Consider the following 17409-nt stretch of genomic DNA (forward strand, 5'->3'; position numbering starts at 1 on the left):
AGCTCGCGGGTGAGGGTGCGGGAGTGGTCGAGCAGGTACAGCCGCACGAGGGTCGCAATCTGATCGTTGCGGCTGCGGCCGGCGCGCAGCTTGCCGCCCACCGCGGGGCCCACGGTCTCGATGAGCACGCGCTCGAGCGCACCGTGGACGTCCTCGTCGCTCGGAGCGGCGACGAGCGAGCCGTCCTGCACGCGCCGGGCGACCTCGTCGAGGCCGGCGTGCATCGTCGCCGCCTCGTCGGCGGTCAGATAACCGGCGGCCTCGAGGGCTGCGGCGTGGGCGTGCGAGCCCTGGATGTCGTAGAGCGCGAGATCCCAGTCGAAGTGCGTCGAGCGGCTCAGAGCGGCCAGCTCGGGAGAGGGCCCGCCCGAGAAACGGGCTCCCCACAGGGCGCCCTCGTTGGTCGACGAACCGTTCTCTTCGCTCATGCGACCAGCCTAGCGAGGGCCGCCGACGTCGCCGGATGCCACCGCACCCGCCGCCCCCGCCCCGGGCTCGACCGGGCCGCCCGGGCGGGCGACGGCATCCCGCCCCACAACGGCGCGCACGACCGCATCGACGATCGCCTCGAGCGGACCCCGACCGATCGTGAGGGCCCAGACGGTGCACCCGACGATCAGGCCCAGGGTGAGGGGGCCGAACAGGCCCAGCTCGCGGACGCCGTACAGGTCGGAGGTGTCGCCGAGAACGGCGAGCGCGACGATCGCCCACACCACCAGCTGCAGCACGTACGCCGTCAGCGGCATCGACCCCACGGCCCGCAGCGGGACCGCGAGCCACCGCAGCGGCGTCCGGCACAGCAGCAGACACAGGCCGATCGTCGCGATCGCGAAGCCGCCCGAGCCGATGACCTCCCACAGCCCCGAGGAGTGGTCCTCGGCGGTCAGCACGGCGGCGAGGTAGCCCCCATCGGAGACGAGCGGTGCGGTCGCGAGGGCGAACCCGTACCCCGCCAGCATCAGCGAGACGCCGCCGAGGACGAGGAGCGCCTGCTCGGGTGCGCGCCGCAGATCGAGGCGGCCGACACCCATCCCCGCGAGCAGGAAGGCGATCCACACCGTGAAGGGGTAGTTCCACCCCACCAGGGCGGCCAGCTCCTCACCGCCCAGACCGGACCAGATCGGGGCGGCATCGAGGATCGGCTGGACCCAGGGCATGACCAGCGCGAGCGCCCCCGCGGTCAGGAACAGCCCGCGCGCGCCCATGCCCAGGAACGGCAGGGCGAGGACGAACAGCAGCGCGTACGCGGGCAGGATGACGTACACGGGCACACCGGTGAGCACGAGCAGCAGCCCGATGACCCACAGCAGCGCCCCGCGCATCGCCAGGCGTGCGGCCGCGCGAGGCCGGCGGGCGGGGTCGAGCGGTCGCGGGCCACCCGTCACGAGCGCGATGGACACACCGGCCAGGGTGGCGAACAGGATCGACGAGCGTCCGTTGACCACCGTGATCCAGGTCGCGGGATCGGGCGTGAGCACCCGCTCGGTGTCGAGCAGGTGCGCCGCGAGCATGCCGATGACCGCGAGGCCCCGCGCCAGGTCCACGCCGACCAGCCGCCCCGGCCCGTCGAAACGGGTCCAGGAGCGGCCGAGTCGGGCGATCAGTCCTGACGCAGGAGCCACACCAGCAGCGCCTTCTGCGCGTGGAGGCGGTTCTCGGCCTCGTCCCACACGACGCTCTGCGGACCGTCGATCACCTCGGCGTCGACCTCGTAGCCGCGGTCGGCGGGAAGGCAGTGGATGAAGATCGCGTCCGACGCCGCGCGCTGCATCAGCGCAGTGGTGACCTTGAAGCCGCCCAGGTCGCGGATGCGCGCGATCTTCTCCTCTTCCTTACCCATCGACACCCACGTGTCGGTGACGATCACGTCGGCTCCGGATGCCGCGGCCTCGGGGTCGGCGACCAGGGTCACCGAGCCCCCTGTCGCGGCGGCGATGCGTTCGGCATCCGCGATCACATCGCCGCGGGGCGCATACGCCTCGGGCGCGGCGACACGGACGTGCATGCCCGCGGTGACCCCCGCGAGGACGTAGGAATGCGCCATGTTGCTCCGGCCGTCGCCGAAGAACGACAGGGTCAGGCCCTTCAGCTCACCCTTGTGCTCACGGATCGTCAGCAGGTCGGCGAGCAGCTGGCACGGGTGGAAGTCGTCGCTGAGCGCGTTGACCACCGGGACGCGCGTCCCGCGCGCCATCTCTTCGAGCCCGGCCTGCGCGTAGGTGCGCCACACGATGGCCGCCACCTGACGCTCGAGCACGCGAGCGGTGTCGGAGGGGGTCTCCTTGCCGCCCAGCTGGCTGTTCGCCGTCGAGATGATCAGCGGCGAGCCGCCCAGGTCGGCGATGCCGACCGCGAACGACACGCGCGTGCGCGTCGAGGACTTGTCGAAGATCACCGCGACCGTCTGGGGGCCTTCGAGCGGCTTCTGCGCCCACCGGTCCTTCTTCAGCTCGATCGCGAGGTCGAGGATCTCGGCCTGCTCGGCCGGGCTGAGGTCATCGTCGCGCAGCAGGTGGCGGGTCACGCGGGGGCTCCTTCGAGGATGAGGGCGTCCGAGACGGTGGCGAGCGCGGCGCCGAACAGGCGCAGGAACTCCTGGACCTCGGCATCCCCGATCGTCAGCGGCGGGGCGATGCGGATGGTGTCGTCGTTCGCGGCGTTGACGATGAGACCGTGCTCCTGCGCGGCGGACACGACGGCCTTCGCGACCGGGCTGGTCAGCGCGATGCCGAGCAGCAGCCCCTTGCCGCGCACGCCGCCGATGAGCGGCGAACCGAGGGCGGCGATCCCGTCGCGCAGCTGGGTCTCGCGCCGGGCGGCGTTGTCGACGAGTCCGGCGGACTCGATCTCGGCCAGCACGGCCCCGCCGACGGCGGTGCCCAGGGCGTTGCCGCCGAAGGTCGACCCGTGCGTGCCGGGGAAGAACAGCTCGCTCGCGGCACCGAAGGTGACGAGCGCACCGATCGGGAAGCCGCCGCCGATCCCCTTGGCGACCGTGATCGCGTCGGGGACGATGCCGGCGTGCTGGAACCCGAACCACGCGCCGGTGCGACCCGCACCGGTCTGGATCTCGTCGACGATCAGCAGGGCGCCGTGGCGCGCGGTGATCTCCCGCGCCGCCGCGAGGTACCCCTCGGGCAGCTCGACGACGCCCGCCTCGCCCTGGATGGGCTCGACCATGAGGGCGGCGACGCGCTCGTCCATCGCGGCCTCGAGGGCCTCGACGGTCGCGTCGATGTGCTCGACGCCCGGCACCATCGGCAGGAAGTCCGCCTGCAGGGCGGGCTTGCCCGTCAGTGCGAGGGCGCCCATGGTGCGGCCGTGGAAGCCGCCCTTGAGGGTCAGGATGCGCGTGCGGTCGGTTCCGCGGCCGTGCAGGCGCGCGAGCTTGAGCGCGGCCTCGTTGGCCTCGGCCCCCGAGTTGCCGAAGTAGACGCGACCGGACTCGCCGGTACCGGCGAGGCGCTTGAGCCGCGCGGCCATCGCCAGCTGCGGCGGCGTCGCGAAGTAGTTCGACACGTGCGCCAAGGTCGCGGCCTGCGCCGTGATCGCCTCGACGAAGACCGGGTGGGCGTGCCCGAGGGCGTTCACCGCGATACCGGCGAGGAAGTCGAGGTACTTCTTGTCGTCGCCGTCCCAGACGTAGGCGCCCTCACCGCGCACGAACAGCGCCATGCGGTCGCCGAAGCTGCGGACGAGGTCGCGTCCGGCGTCGTCCTGCCACGCGGCGCGCGTCGCGGCGGGTTCCTGAGTCGTGTCCGCGTTCACGCGACCACCTCCGTTCCGATTCCCTTGCTGGTGAACAGCTCCACGAGCACCGAGTGCGGCACCCGTCCGTCGATGATGGCCGCCGTCGGCACTCCCCCGTCGACCGCGTCCAGGCACGCCTGCATCTTGGGGATCATGCCCGACTCGAGCGAGGGCACCATCCGGCGCAGCTCGCTCGAGGTCAGGTGCGACACGAGCGAGTCCCGGTTGGGCCAGTCGGCGTACAGGCCCGGAACGTCGGTGAGCACGACGAGCTTCTTGGCGTTGAGGGCCACCGCGAGGGCGGCCGCGGCGGCATCCGCGTTGACGTTCAGCGACGCCCCCGGGTGGTCGAGGTCGGGGGCGATGCTCGACACGATCGGCACGCGGCCCGCCGCGAGGTGGTCCAGCACCGGCTGCGGGTCGACGGTGACGACGTCGCCGACGCGGCCCAGATCGTGCTCCACCCCGTCGACGACGACGCCGCGGCGGCGGCCGCCGAACAGACCGGCGTCCTCACCGCTCAGGCCCGTGGCCAGGGGCCCGTGCGCGTTGACCTTGGCCACCAGTTGAGGGTTGATCTGGCCCGTGAGCACCATGCGGACGACGCCGATCGCCTCGGTCGAGGTGACGCGGTACCCGCCGCGGAACTCGCTGGGGATGTCGAGACGGTTCAGCATCGACGAGATCTGGGGGCCTCCGCCGTGCACCACGACCGGCTTCACGCCGACGTAGCGCAGGTAGGCGATGTCGGCCGCGAAGGCGTCCTGCAGCTCGTCGCTGACCATCGCGTTGCCGCCGTACTTCACCACCACCACCTGGTCGCGGTACTTGCGCACCCAGGGCAGCGACTCGACGAGCGTGACCGCCCGTTCGCTGGCCGCGGCGGGATCGGTGTCTTGCAGATCGACGTGGGTCATGAGGAGTAGGCGCTGTTCTCGTGGACGTAATCGTGCGTGAGGTCGTTGGTGCGGATCGTCGCGGTGGCTTCGCCGACGCGGAGGTCGATGACGAGGTCGGTCGCCCGGGGCGTGAGATCGACGTCCTCGCGGGGGCGGTCGGGACCGCCGGCGGTGCACACGCGCACGCCGTTCATCCACACGTCCACGTCGTAGGGGTCGAAGGCGGCATCCGTCGTGCCGATCGCGGCCAGAACGCGCCCCCAGTTCGGGTCGTTGCCGAAGATCGCGGCTTTGAAGAGGTTGTTGCGCGCCACCGAGCGTCCCACCTCGACGGCGTCGTCCTCGGTCGCCGCGTTCGTCACGCGGATGGTGATGTCGTGGCTCGCGCCCTCGGCATCGCCCTGCAACTGGGCGGCCAGGTCGTCGCAGACGCCGGCGAGGGCGGCCGCGAACTCCTCGGCATCCACCCGGATGCCGCTCGCCCCGCTGACCAGCAGGGTCACCTGGTCGTTGGTCGACATGCAGCCGTCGGAGTCGAGGCGGTCGAAGCTGGTGCGGGTGGCCGCGCGCAGGGCCGCGTCGGCCTCACCGGCGTCGAGGACGACGTCGGTGGTGATCACCACGAGCATGGTGGCCAGGCCGGGCGCGAGCATCCCCGCGCCCTTGGCCATGCCGCCGATGCTCCAGCCCGCACCGACGTGCGCGGCGCGCTTGGGTCGCGAGTCCGTCGTCATGATGGCGAGCGAGGCGTCCTCACCGCCCTCGACCGACAGGGCGGCGACACCCTTCTGGACCCCGTCGAGCACCTTGGCGCGGAAGACGTCGTCGCCCGTTCCGATCAGGCCGGTGGAGCACACGACCACGTCGCCCGCGCCCACGCCCAGCAGTTCGGCGGCGCGCTCGGCGGTCTGGTGGGTGGTCTGGAAGCCGAAGCTACCCGTGAAGCAGTTGGCCCCGCCCGAGTTGAGCACGACCGCTTCGATGACGCCGTCCTTCACGACCTGCTCCGACCACAGGATGGGATTGGCCTTGGCGCGGTTCGAGGTGAACACGGCAGCGCCGACCTTGAGCGGGCCGCGGTTGACCACCACGGCCACGTCGCGCGCGCCGGTGGACTTCAGACCGACGGCGACGCCGGCCGCCTCGAAACCTGCGGGGGTGGTCACGCTCACGGAGCGACTCCGTTCAGGGGAAGGGCGGTGGTCTCGGCGAGGCCCAGCGCGATGTTCATGGACTGCACGGCGGCACCGGCGGTGCCCTTGACGAGATTGTCGACGGCGGCGACGACCGTCACCCGGTTCGCGGCGCGATCCACGGCGACTCCCATCGAGGCGACATTGGCGCCCAGCACGTCGGCCACCCGGGGGAAGACGCCCTCGGGCAGCAGCTCGACGAAGGGTTCGTCGGCATAGGCCTCGACCCAGGCGGACCGGATCTCGGCATCCGTCGCATCGCCGCTGATCGGCGCCGACGAGGTGGCGAGGATACCCCGGGCCATCGGCACGAGCACGGGGGTGAAGGAGATGCGGATGCCGTCGCCCGGCGCGCCCGCCGCGGCCAGCGCCTGGCGGATCTCGGGGATGTGGCGATGCGTGCCGCCGACGGCGTAGGGGTTGGCCGTGCCAAGGATCTCGCTGGCGAGCAGGTTGGTCTTGGCCGCCTTGCCGGCGCCGCTGGGGCCGACGGCCAGCACCGAGACTACGTCGCCGGGGTCGATGACACCGGCCGCGACGCCCGGGGCGAGCGAGAGCGCGACGGTCGACGCATTGCACCCGGGGGCGGCGATGCGGCGCGCCCCGCGCAGCTTGTCGCGCTGCTTTCCGCCCGAGATCGGGAGCTCGGGAACGCCGTAGGCCCACGGCTCGGCGTGCGCTCCGCCGTAGAAGGCCGCCCAGTCCTCGGCGGACGTGAGGCGGTGGTCGGCCCCGGCGTCGATCACGAGGGCGGTGTCGGCGAGCGCCTCGGTGTACTGCGCCGACTGCCCGTGCGGCAGCGCGAGGAAGACGACGTCGTGCCCCGCCAGGACCTCGGGGGTCGTCGGCTGCAGCTCGAGGTGCCCGAGCGAACGCAGGTGCGGCTGGTGGGCGATGAGCCGCTGGCCCGCGCTGGAGTGCGCGGTGACCGTGCGGATCTCGACATCGGGATGGTCGGCGAGGAGGCGGAGGATCTCGCCGCCCGCGTAGCCGGAAGCGCCGGAAACGGCGACCGAGAGGGTCATACATCTACCTTACGAGTCGGGGCTGATGCTGCACGCAGCAGGAAGCGGGGCGGCGACGCCCGTATGCCCGACCGATGGCGGGTTACGAGGTCGCCGAGAATCGGCGCTCGACCCGACGTCGACGCGCAGCACCGGTGCTCACGGAGAGCTCCTCGGCGCGCACGGTGATCGACGACATGACGCGAGGGTATCGGCCGCGTCGCCGAAGGAGCAAATCGCGTGGTGCCGCGCGGCCCGTCATGCCCGGGGACGGCGCGTCCCGGGCTTGTCCCCCATTTGGGGGACACAGATCGCGTATGCTGTGGATCCTGCCCTCATCGCCGGGCACTTCCGACTGCCCCCCTTACCGGCGATGAGGGCAGACCTCTGCTCGCCGCTCGGTCGCCGCGAACGCGCGCCGTCGGTCCGCCCCGCGCAAGCGCCGACACGCGAAGAGCGCCGTACAGCATCGGCTGCGCGGCGCTCTTCGTCATCGAGGTCAGTCGCGGATCGCGGCCCCGAAGCGCTCCGCCGCGACGGCGACCCCGGCGAGCTTGGCCTCGGTCGCCTCGGCCGCGGTCAGCGTGCGGTCGGGCGCGCGGAAGCGCAGGGCGAACGTGAGGCTCTTCGTCCCCTGGGCCAGCCCCGGCCCGCGGTAATCGTCGACGAGTCGCGCCCACTCGAGCAGGGGCGCGCCCCCCTCGACGAGCGCCCGGCGCACGTCGCCCGCGGCGATCTCGGCGGGCACGGTCAGCGAGACGTCCTGCGTGGCGGCGGGGAATCCGGACAGGGATGCCGCGACCACACGCGACTGCGCCAGCTCGAGCATCGCGTCGAGATCGAGCTCGGCCACGAGCACGCGACCGGGCAGGTCCGCCGCGGCCGACACGGCGGGGAGCACCTCGCCCACGTAGCCGATGTCCTGACCCGCTGCGAGCACGCGTGCCGTGCGCCCGGGGTGCAGCGCGGCGCGCTGGGCCTGGACCAGCTCGATATCGAGACCCGCGGCCGCGGTCAGCACGCGCACCGCGTCGACGGCATCCGCGAGATCGGCGGCGAGCGCCGCCTGCCCGGGCTGCTTGGCGACGGAGTGACCGGCGAGCAGGATCGCCACGTGACGGCGCTGCGGCGGGATCGACGCATCGAGGGCGGTCAGCGTCGCCGCGTCAGGGCGCACCGCGAGCGGCGGCACCGACGGCGTGCCGTACGGCACGCCCGGCTTGGGCAGGAAGACCGTGCCCGTCTCGAAGAGGGCGAGGTCGACGATGCCGCGCGAGACGTTACGGTGCGCCACCTGCAGAAGCGCCGGGACGAGCGAGCGACGCAGGAAGGGCGACAGCCCGTCGAGCGGGTTGGCCAGTTTGACGCTCGGCAGCTTCTCGCCCGAGGGCGAGCCGTGCAGCGCGTTCTGCTCCTCGGTCGTGAAGGGGAACGACGGCGTCTCGACGAAACCGGCCGAGGCCAGGGCGTTCGCGACCCGACGTCGTCCCTGCTGCGCCGAGGTCAGGCCGCGGCCCGACGGCGGGCTCGGCAGCACCGAGGGGATGCGGTCGTATCCCTCGATGCGGGCCACCTCTTCGGCGAGCGTCCACTTGTCGGTGAGGTCGGGACGCCACGAGGGCGCGGTGACCGACCAGCCGGCGTCACGCTGCTGAACCGCGCACCCGATCAGCTCGAGCGCCGACACGGTCTCGTCGTCGGTGTAGTCCACGCCGATCAGACCCGAGACGAACCCCGCGGGCAGGGTGATCGCGTCGCGACGGTACTCGGCGGACAGCGATCCCCCCAGCTCGGTGTCGAGTGTGCCGCCGGCGAGTTCCACCATCAGCGAGGCGACGCGCTCCGCGGCCACGAAAGGAACGAGGGGGTCGACACCGCGCTCGAAGCGACGCGACGCCTCGGAGGGCAGCTTGTGCCGCCGCGCGGTGCGCGCGATCGAGACCTGGTCGAAGGTCGCCGCCTCGATGAGGACGTTGCGCGTGGCGTCGCTCATCTCGGTCGGGCCGCCGCCCATGACGCCGGCCAGGCCGATCGGCCCCGACTCGTCGGTGATCAGCAGATCTTCGGCGTTGAGCGTGCGCACCTGCCCGTCGAGGGTCTCGAGCTTCTCGCCCTGCTCGGCGCGCCGCACCGTGATGCCGCCCTGAAGGCGGTCGAGATCGTAACCGTGGATCGGCTGACCGAGTTCGAGCATCACGTAGTTGGTGATGTCGATCAGCACGCCCAGCGAGCGGATCCCGGCGAGCGACAGTCGCGTGATCATCCACGGCGGGGTCGGGCGCGAGGGGTCGACGTCGCGCACGATGCGCGCCACGAACTCACTGGCCCCCGCGCGCCCGCGGATGGGCGCGCGGTCGTCGACGGCGAGGGGGAAGCCCGTGGGCGTGCGCGAGGCCGCCTCGTCGTGTCCGGTCCCCGGGTCGCGGAACGCCGCGCCGGTGGCGTGGGAGTACTCGCGCGCGACGCCGCGCAGCGACAGGGCGTAGCCGCGGTCGGGCGTGACGTTGATCTCGACGGCGATGTCGTCGAGGCCCAGCAGCGCGATGGCATCCGTTCCCACGGGAGCGTCGATGCCGAGTTCGACCAGGCGCAGGATGCCGGAGTGCTCGCTGCCGAGGCCCAGCTCCTTCGCCGAGGCGATCATGCCGTCGGACACGTGCCCGTAGGTCTTGCGTGCGGCGATCGGGAAGGGGCCCGGCAGGACCGCGCCGGGCAGGGTCACGACGACCTTGTCACCGGCGAAGAAGTTGCCGGCGCCGCAGACGATGCCCCGCACTCCCCCGTGCTCCGCACCGACGTCGACCTGGCACCAGCGGATGGTCTTGCCGTTGGATTGCGGCTCGGGGGTGAACTCGATCACCTCACCGACGACGACGGGACCGGTGAGTTCGAAGCGGTGCACGTCTTCTTCTTCGAAGCCGACGGACACCAGGGCGGCGAGGACGTCCTCGGGGGTGGCCTCGGCGGGTACGTCGACGTACTCGCGCAACCAGGAGAGCGGGACGCGCATCAGACCACCATTCCGAACTGCTCGCTGAAGCGGACATCGCCCTCGGCCATGTCGCGCATGTCTTGCACGTCGCTGCGGAACATGAGCGTGCGCTCGATGCCCATGCCGAAGGCGAAGCCCGAGTACTCTTCGGGGTCGATACCCGCGGCACGCAGGACGTTGGGGTTCACCATTCCGCAGCCGCCCCACTCGATCCATCGCGCCCCGCCCTTGAAGGTCGGGTGCCACAGGTCGAGCTCGGCGCTCGGCTCGGTGAACGGGAAGAAGTTGGCGCGGAAGCGCGTCTTTGCCTCGGGTCCGAACAGCACGCGCGCGGCGTGGTCCAGGGTGCCCTTGAGATGGGCCATGGTGATGCCCTTGTCGACGACGAGGCCTTCGAACTGCGTGAACACCGGCAGGTGCGTCGCGTCGAACTCGTCCGTGCGGTACACCCGGCCCGGGCACAGCACGTAGATGGGCAGGTCGCGCTCGAGCATCGAGCGCACCTGCACGGGGCTGGTGTGGGTGCGCAGCACGAGGTGACGCGCGACCGGGTCGACGAAGAAGGTGTCCTGCATCTGACGCGCCGGGTGGTCGACGTCGAAGTTCAGCGCGTCGAAGTTGAACCACTCGTGCTCGAGCTCGGGACCCTCGGCGATCTCCCACCCCATGCCGACGAAGATGTCGGACACCTGCTCCTGCAGGAGGGAGATGGGATGCCGTGCCCCGACGCGGGCGCGCTGCGGCAGCGCGGTGACGTCGATGCGCTCGGCCTCGAGCTGCGCGGCCGTCTCGGCCTCGGCGAGTTCGGCCTCGCGTGCGGCGAGGGCCTGGTTCACCTGCCCGCGCGCCTGGCCGACGAGCTTGCCGAAGGAGGCCTTGTGCTCGGGGGCGACGTGGCGCATCTGGGCGTTCAGGCGCGCGAGCGGCGACTGGTCTCCCGTGTGCGCGGAGCGGGCGGCTTTCAGGTCGGCCGTGGTCGCGGCGGCGGCGATGGCGGCATGAGCCTCATCGACCGCGGCGGCGACGGCCTCGGGGGTGATCTCGGGTGCGTCGGACACGAGATGAGAGTCTACCGACGGGCGGGGACACTCCCCCGCCCGTCGATCGCTCACAGTCCGTGGGAGTCGTGCTTGCCGAGGCCGCGCTGGGCGACGATCAGCTCGGTGTCGGTGCCCGCCTGCCCCGTGGGCTCGGCGGGGGCGACGGCGCCCGCCTTCGGCGACGTGCGCAGGCGCACCTCGACGCGGTGCGCCGCGAACGACAGGGCGAGGCACATCGCGACGTAGATGACGCTCGCGATCATCGCGGCGGGGATGAGGGGCGAGCCGTACTCGCCGTTCGAGCCGAGCAGGCGAGCGAAGTAGAGCAGTTCGGGGTAGGTGATGATGAAGCCGAGCGCGGTGTCCTTGAGGGTCACCACGAGCTGGGCGATGATGACGGGGAGCATGGCGCGGATCGCCTGCGGCAGCAGGATCAGGCGCATGACGCCCGACTTGCGCAGCCCCACGGCGTAGCCCGCCTCGCTCTGGCCCCGAGGAAGGGCCTCCACACCGGCGCGGATGACCTCGGACAGCACGGAACCGTTGTAGAGGATGAGCGCGATCACCACGGCCCAGTAGGACGACATCTTGATGTCGATGACCGGCAGGCCGTAGTACAGCAGCAGCATGAACACGAGCACGGGGACGGCGCGCAGGATCTCGACGATCCACCCGACCGGCAGACGCACCCACCGGTGGTCCGAGAGGCGACCGATCGCGAGCACGAAGCCGAGGACGAGGGCTCCGACCGCGGCGACGACGAAGGCGGCGAGCGTCGCCAGCGTCGCTTCGCCGAAGCGCTGCCAGATGGCCGAGTAGGTGAAGACGTTCCACTTCGCCGCCGAGAACTGGCCGGTGTCGATGAAGCGCCAGATCACGAAGCCGATGACGGCCGCGACGAGCAGCAGCGTGACCACGCCGATGATGCGGTTGCGCAGCTGTGCGCGCGGGCCCGGAACGTCGTACAGGACGGAGGAGCTCATCGGGCGACCTTCCACTTCTTCTCGGCGGCGTTCTGCAAGGCGGCCAGCAGCAGCACGAGGATGACGAACACGACCATCACGAGCAGGATCGTGACGAGCTGGTTCTCGCCGTTCTCGCTCATGGCCGCGCGGATGTTGCCGAGATTGACCACCGAGAACCCGGCGGCGACCGTGGTGTTCTTGAGCAGGGCGATGAACACGCTCATCATCGGCGGGATGACCGAGCGGGTGGCCTGGGGCAGCACGACGAGCGACATCACCTGGCCGAAGCCCAGGCCGAGGGCGCGGGCCGCTTCGGCCTGGCCCACCGGGACGGTGTTGATGCCCGCTCGGATGGTCTCGGCCACGTACGTGGCCGTGTACACGCCGAGGCCGCACACGGCCAGGGGCAGGAAGCTGCCGCGCGGCACGTCGATCAGCAGCGGCACGCAGAACGCGAAGAAGAACAGCACCAGCGTCAGCGGGGTGTTGCGGATCCAGTTGACGTAGACCGCGCCCACGCCGCGCGCGATCGGGACCGGCGAGACCCGCATGGCCGCGACGATGAAGCCGAGCACGAGGGCGATGAGTCCGCCGCCCACGAAGAGCACGACGGTCCCCCACAGCGCCTGCGCCCACAGGTCGGGATAGTCGAAGATCTGATTCACCGGAAGCTTTCCGTTCTTTCGCGTCGTGCTCGGGAGAGTGCGGGCGGCGCCGGAGCGCCGCCCGCACGGGGATCAGCTGACGGGGTCGACCGCCGGCTGCTCGCCGGAGACGCCCGAGGCGCCGAGGTTCTTCTCGAAGATGGCCTGCCAGGTCTCGCCGCCGTCGGTGAACATCGTGTTCACGAACTCCTGGAAGGCGGTGTCGCCCTTGGCGAGGCCGACGCCGTAACGCTCCTCGCTGAAGGGCTCGCCCGCGATCTTGAGGTTGTCGGGATCCTGGGCCGCGTAGCCGAGGAGGATGGCCTCATCGGTGGTGACGGCATCCACTTCGCCGTTCTTCAGCTTCTCGACGCACTGCGAGTAGGTGTCGAACTCGACGACCTGGGCGGGAGTCTGCTCGCGGATGCGCTGGATCGGGGTCGACCCGGTCACCGAGCACACCGTGGTCTCGGCCGTCAGCGAATCCTTGCCCGTGATGGTGTCGTTGTCGGCGGCGACCAGCAGGCCCTGACCCGTCAGGAAGTACGGGCCGGCGAAGGAGATCTGCTCCTTGCGCTTGTCGGTGATGGAGTAGGTGCCGACGTAGTAGTCGATGTCGCCGTTGATGAGGGCCTGCTCGCGGTTGGCCGAAGCGATGGCCTTGTACTCGACCTTCGAGGTGTCGGCCGGGTCGTAACCGAGGGATGCCGCGATCCAGCGCGCCACGTCGACGTCGAAGCCCTTGCGCTCACCGGTCACGGGGTCGAGGTAACCCAGGCCCGGCTGGTCTTCCTTGACGCCGACGACGACCTTGCCCGCCGACTGGATCTTGTCGAACGTGGGGCTGTTCTCGATCGTGACGTCGGTCGCGACCGCGCCGTAGACGGGAGCGTCGCCGCTGCCGCCCTCGGAGCCGCCCTCGGCGCCGGGGGTGCCGCTGTTGCAGGCCGTCAGGGCCAGCAGGCCGGCGGCGATGATGCTCGCGCCGGCGAGAAAACGTGTCTTACGCATGTGATGTCTCCTTGGTTACGTGTGCTGTGCGGATGGATGAGTCGTCGGGACGGCGCGCAAGATCGACCGGGGGGAACGGTGGATGAGCGGTCGGCGGAGAACCTCCTCGTTCGGCGCCGTCGGGCAGGTCAGTGCGTGATGAGCTTCGAGAGGAAGTCCTTCGCGCGGTCGGATTCCGGACGGGTGAAGAAGTCCTCGGGCGCAGCCTGCTCGACGATCTGCCCGTCGGCCATGAACACCACGCGGTTGGCCGCCTTGCGGGCGAAGCCCATCTCGTGCGTGACGACGATCATCGTCATGCCGTCCTTGGCGAGGCCGATCATCACGTCGAGCACCTCGTTGATCATCTCGGGGTCGAGAGCCGACGTCGGCTCGTCGAACAGCATGACCTTGGGCTTCATGGCGAGGGCGCGGGCGATCGCGACGCGCTGCTGCTGCCCGCCCGAGAGCTGGGCGGGGAGCTTGTCGGCCTGGTGCCCCACTCCCACGCGCTCGAGAAGGGCGCGCGCCTCCTTCTCGGCATCCGCCTTCTTCATCTTGCGAACCTTGATCGGGCCGAGCGTGACGTTCTCGAGGATCGTCAGGTGCGCGAACAGGTTGAACGACTGGAACACCATGCCGACGTCGGCACGCAGCTCGGCCAGGCCCTTCCCCTCTTTGGGAAGCTCCTTGCCGTCGATCGTGATCGAGCCGCTCGTGATGGTCTCGAGACGGTTGATGGTGCGGCACAGGGTCGACTTGCCCGACCCCGAAGGACCGATCACGACGACCACCTCACCGCGGTCGACGGTGAGATCGATGTCTTTCAGCGCCTGGAACTGCCCGTAGTGCTTCTGCACATCGGAGACGACGACCAGGGGCTCGGAGAGCGTCGGAGGAACGGATGACATGGCTTCACCCTATGAGGGTGGCCGCCGTGCGACCACATTCCCGCGCAGGCCTTAACCGTTCTGTAACAGCCGCCCTCAGCCGGCGCGCTGCGCGAAAGCCGTCTCGTACAGGCACACGCTCGCGGCGGTGGCGAGGTTGAGGGACTCGGCGCGGCCGTAGATCGGCAAGCGCAGAGCCAGGTCGGCGTGCGCCAGCGCGGCCTCGTCGAGACCGCGCGCCTCGTTGCCGAACAACCACGCCGTGGGCTGGGCCAGAAGATCGCGGGATGCCAGGAAGTCCGCCCCGTCGACGTCGGCGGCGACCACGCGCAGGCCCGCCTCGTGCACCCGCTCGACGACGTCGGCCAGGTCGAGATCGACCGCCACCGGGACGTGGAACAGCGACCCGGTCGTGGAACGCACCACCTTGGGGTTGTAGGGGTCGACCGTGCGCCCCGTCAGGATCACGGCGTCGGCACCCGCGGCGTCGGCGGCGCGGATGATCGTGCCGAGATTGCCGGGATCGCGCACCTCTTCGCAGATGGCGATCAGCCGCGGCCCGCCGGACAGGATGTCCCTCAGGGCCGTGAGGGCCTGCCGGGCCACCGCGACGATCCCCTGCGGTGTGACGGTGTCGGCCATGGCATCCAGGACCGCCTCGGTCGTGAACTGCAGGTCGACGCCCGCTCGCTCGGCGGCGTCGCGCACGTCGGTGTGCTTCTCCATCGCGGTCGGCGTGGCGTACACCTCGAGGACCGTCTCGGGCGCCCACTCCAGCGCCTCTCGGGCGGCCTGCGGACCCTCGAGCAGGAACAGACCGGTCTCTTGCCGGGCGGCGCGCCGGCTGAGCTTGGCCACGGCGCGTACCCGCGGCGAACGGGGGTTCTCCAGCACGGTCCGAGTGTATGACGGCGCGGGAATGAAACCCGGCAGGCCGCGCGCGAATGACGGAACGGGCGCCCTCCGAGGAGGACGCCCGTTCCGGGAGAAGTCGCGACTTACGCGGACTTCGGAGCGTTGACGTCGCTGGGCAGGGCCGCCTTGGCGGTCTGCACGAGCGAGGCGAACACGGCCGGCTCGTTCACGGCGAGCTCGGCGAGCATGCGGCGGTCGACCTGCACGCCCGCGAGGCCGAGGCCCTGGATGAAGCGGTTGTACGTGAGGCCGTTCTGGCGCGACGCAGCGTTGATGCGCTGGATCCACAGACGACGGAAGTCGCCCTTGCGCTTGCGACGGTCGCGGTAGGCGTAGACCAGGGAGTGGGTGACCTGCTCCTTGGCCTTGCGGTACAGACGCGAACGCTGTCCGCGGTAACCGGAGGCGCGCTCGAGGATGACGCGACGCTTCTTGTGGGCGTTTACCGCCCGCTTGACTCTAGCCATTTCTGTTTCTTCCTAACGTGCGTCGGCGCTCAGAGACCGAGGAGCTTCTTGGCGACCTTCGAGTCGCCCTTGGCCAGGACCTGCTCCTGGTTCAGGCGACGGGTGCGCTTCGAGGCCTTGCCTTCGAGGTTGTGGCGCATACCGGCCTGCTGCTTCATGAGCTTGCCGCTACCGGTCAGCTTGAAGCGCTTCTTGGCACCCGAGTGGGTCTTCTGCTTCGGCATCTGTCTTCCTTCGTTGGTGTTCCCGGCGGAGCGGGAGTCTGGGGGCTTTACTCGGCGGGGGCCGAGGTGGGCTTTTCTTCCGGGGCCGCCTCGCCACGAGCGGCGTTACGCGCCGCCTCGCGGTTCGCCGCGCGCTGCGCGTTCTGCTCGGTCTTGACCTCGGACTTGTTCTTGTGAGGAGCGACCACCATCACCATGTTGCGGCCGTCGATCGTGGGGTTCGACTCGACGGTTCCGAACTCGGCGACGTCTTCGGCGAACTTGCGGAGCAGGCGCACACCCTGCTCGGGACGCGACTGCTCACGGCCGCGGAACAGGATCATGGCCTTGACCTTGTCACCCGCCTGCAGGAAGCCCTCGGCGCGCTTGAGCTTGGTGATGTAGTCGTGGGCTTCGATCTTCAGACGGAACCGGACCTCTTTGAGGACGGTGTTCGCCTGGTTACGACGCGTCTCTTTGGCCTTCTGAGCGGCCTCGTACTTGAACTTGCCGTAATCCATGATCTTGACCACGGGCGGCTTCGAGCTCGGCGCAACCTCGACCAGGTCGAGGTCCGCTTCCTGGGCCAGGCGCAGCGCAGCTTCGATTCGGACGATGCCGACCTGCTCGCCGTTGGGTCCGACGAGACGGACCTCCGGGACTCGGATGCGCTCGTTGGTGCGGGGATCGCTGATGCGGAACTCCTCTTGTGTGCGGGTGGTGGCCGCCGCGATCCGATCGGACCACGGGCGAAGAGGAGTACACACGCCACCCGGCACGGTGCTGTCAGCACCGGCTTCTGCACCCTGGCAACCCCGTACGACACGGAGCGGAGTGCGGGAACCCGGTAGCCTGGAACGGCAAGCGCGGGTGGGATGTGATCCTCTTTCGTACGGAGTGAATCACTCCGAAGCCCGCCATAGTCTAGCAGAGAGATTCACGTGGACACGATCCCCTCCGACCAGCCCGCCGACGACCACGCCCCGCACCGTCACGGAGCAGAAGACGAACGCCTCGCCCGCTGGGAGGAGCAGGAGCGCGCCTCCGCCTCGGCCACCCGCGACATCGCCGACGTCCCCGCCGTCGAGGTCATCACCACAGCCGCCGTCCATCTGATGAGTGCCGCCGCCGTCAAGACGGGTCTGGCCGACAACCCGGCCGAACAGCTCGACCTCGACGAGGCGCGCAAGCTCATCAACTCCCTCGCGGGGCTCATCACCGCCGGCGCCCCCGAGATCAGCGACATGCACGCTCGCTCCCTGCGCGACGGACTGCGCTCGCTTCAGCTCGCGTTCCGCGAGGCCTCTGTCATCCCCGATCCGATCGGCAAGGGCCCGGGCGAGAAGTGGACGGGTCCCGTCACCTGAGTCTGTCGTTCCGGGGTACCGGGCCCGGGACAGCTCCCCCGCGACAACCGCGGGCATCACGTGTCATGAGGACAGGGGATGCCGCGAGAA

The 17409-nt window shown here is 70.4% G+C and carries 18 protein-coding genes; 1 reads left to right on the plus strand and 17 read right to left on the minus strand.

Annotated features, from left to right (window positions below; genetic code table 11):
- From QZ433_RS09020 to infC, 17 genes are all read right to left on the minus strand, one after another.
- Positions 1-428 (minus strand): lyase family protein (locus tag QZ433_RS09020; RefSeq protein ID WP_295782205.1); only part of this gene is annotated, 428 nt, incomplete at its 3' end.
- 9 nt (positions 429-437) lie between these two features.
- Complete coding sequence (locus tag QZ433_RS09025; protein ID WP_295782208.1) at positions 438-1622, minus strand: heparan-alpha-glucosaminide N-acetyltransferase domain-containing protein; 1185 nt, start codon at positions 1620-1622, stop codon at positions 438-440.
- Entirely contained in the window at positions 1601-2524 is a 924-nt protein-coding gene (gene argF / locus QZ433_RS09030; RefSeq protein ID WP_295782211.1) for an ornithine carbamoyltransferase, read from the minus strand. The genes QZ433_RS09025 and argF overlap by 22 nt, the downstream gene beginning before the upstream one ends.
- Positions 2521-3768: an acetylornithine transaminase gene (locus tag QZ433_RS09035; protein WP_295782213.1), complete on the minus strand. Its 1248-nt coding sequence runs from the start codon at positions 3766-3768 to the stop codon at positions 2521-2523. Before QZ433_RS09035 ends, argF begins: the two co-directional genes overlap by 4 nt.
- Positions 3765-4667 carry an acetylglutamate kinase gene (gene argB, locus QZ433_RS09040; RefSeq protein WP_295782217.1) on the minus strand — a complete coding sequence of 301 codons (903 nt, stop codon included), beginning with the start codon at positions 4665-4667 and terminating at the stop codon, positions 3765-3767. Before argB ends, QZ433_RS09035 begins: the two co-directional genes overlap by 4 nt.
- Positions 4664-5821, minus strand: coding sequence for a bifunctional glutamate N-acetyltransferase/amino-acid acetyltransferase ArgJ (gene argJ / locus QZ433_RS09045; protein ID WP_295782219.1), 1158 nt, complete (start codon positions 5819-5821; stop codon positions 4664-4666). The genes argB and argJ overlap by 4 nt, the downstream gene beginning before the upstream one ends.
- Positions 5818-6867: an N-acetyl-gamma-glutamyl-phosphate reductase gene (gene argC / locus QZ433_RS09050; RefSeq protein ID WP_295782222.1), complete on the minus strand. Its 1050-nt coding sequence runs from the start codon at positions 6865-6867 to the stop codon at positions 5818-5820. The genes argJ and argC overlap by 4 nt, the downstream gene beginning before the upstream one ends.
- Before the next feature lie 478 nt (positions 6868-7345).
- Entirely contained in the window at positions 7346-9856 is a 2511-nt protein-coding gene (pheT, locus tag QZ433_RS09055; protein WP_295782224.1) for a phenylalanine--tRNA ligase subunit beta, read from the minus strand.
- Positions 9856-10896, minus strand: a complete 1041-nt coding sequence (gene pheS / locus QZ433_RS09060) for a phenylalanine--tRNA ligase subunit alpha (protein WP_295782227.1) — start codon at positions 10894-10896, stop codon at positions 9856-9858. The genes pheT and pheS overlap by 1 nt, the downstream gene beginning before the upstream one ends.
- A gap of 50 nt (positions 10897-10946) precedes the next feature.
- Positions 10947-11861: an amino acid ABC transporter permease gene (locus QZ433_RS09065; protein WP_295782230.1), complete on the minus strand. Its 915-nt coding sequence runs from the start codon at positions 11859-11861 to the stop codon at positions 10947-10949.
- Complete coding sequence (locus tag QZ433_RS09070) at positions 11858-12508, minus strand: amino acid ABC transporter permease (protein WP_295782232.1); 651 nt, start codon at positions 12506-12508, stop codon at positions 11858-11860. The genes QZ433_RS09065 and QZ433_RS09070 overlap by 4 nt, the downstream gene beginning before the upstream one ends.
- A gap of 72 nt (positions 12509-12580) precedes the next feature.
- Positions 12581-13498, minus strand: a complete 918-nt coding sequence (locus QZ433_RS09075; protein WP_295782235.1) for a glutamate ABC transporter substrate-binding protein — start codon at positions 13496-13498, stop codon at positions 12581-12583.
- A gap of 128 nt (positions 13499-13626) precedes the next feature.
- Entirely contained in the window at positions 13627-14355 is a 729-nt protein-coding gene (locus tag QZ433_RS09080) for an amino acid ABC transporter ATP-binding protein (RefSeq protein WP_295782320.1), read from the minus strand.
- Positions 14356-14463: 108 nt separating this feature from the next.
- A complete protein-coding gene (locus QZ433_RS09085) occupies positions 14464-15261 on the minus strand; it encodes an RNA methyltransferase (protein ID WP_295782237.1) in 798 nt (265 codons plus the stop codon).
- Between the two features lie 104 nt (positions 15262-15365).
- Positions 15366-15749, minus strand: coding sequence for a 50S ribosomal protein L20 (gene rplT, locus QZ433_RS09090; protein WP_058232312.1), 384 nt, complete (start codon positions 15747-15749; stop codon positions 15366-15368).
- A gap of 29 nt (positions 15750-15778) precedes the next feature.
- On the minus strand, positions 15779-15973 hold the full coding sequence (gene rpmI, locus QZ433_RS09095) for a 50S ribosomal protein L35 (RefSeq protein WP_013583375.1): 195 nt from the start codon (positions 15971-15973) through the stop codon (positions 15779-15781).
- A gap of 47 nt (positions 15974-16020) precedes the next feature.
- On the minus strand, positions 16021-16719 hold the full coding sequence (gene infC / locus QZ433_RS09100) for a translation initiation factor IF-3 (protein WP_295782248.1): 699 nt from the start codon (positions 16717-16719) through the stop codon (positions 16021-16023).
- Between the two features lie 183 nt (positions 16720-16902).
- Between infC and QZ433_RS09105 the strand changes: the two genes are divergently transcribed.
- The gene (locus QZ433_RS09105; RefSeq protein ID WP_108317774.1) at positions 16903-17319 is read left to right on the plus strand and encodes a DUF1844 domain-containing protein; all 417 of its coding nucleotides are present in this window, start codon (positions 16903-16905) and stop codon (positions 17317-17319) included.
- Positions 17320-17409: the final 90 nt, after the last annotated feature.

This window comes from uncultured Microbacterium sp. (assembly GCF_913776565.1).
Lineage (GTDB): Bacteria > Actinomycetota > Actinomycetes > Actinomycetales > Microbacteriaceae > Microbacterium.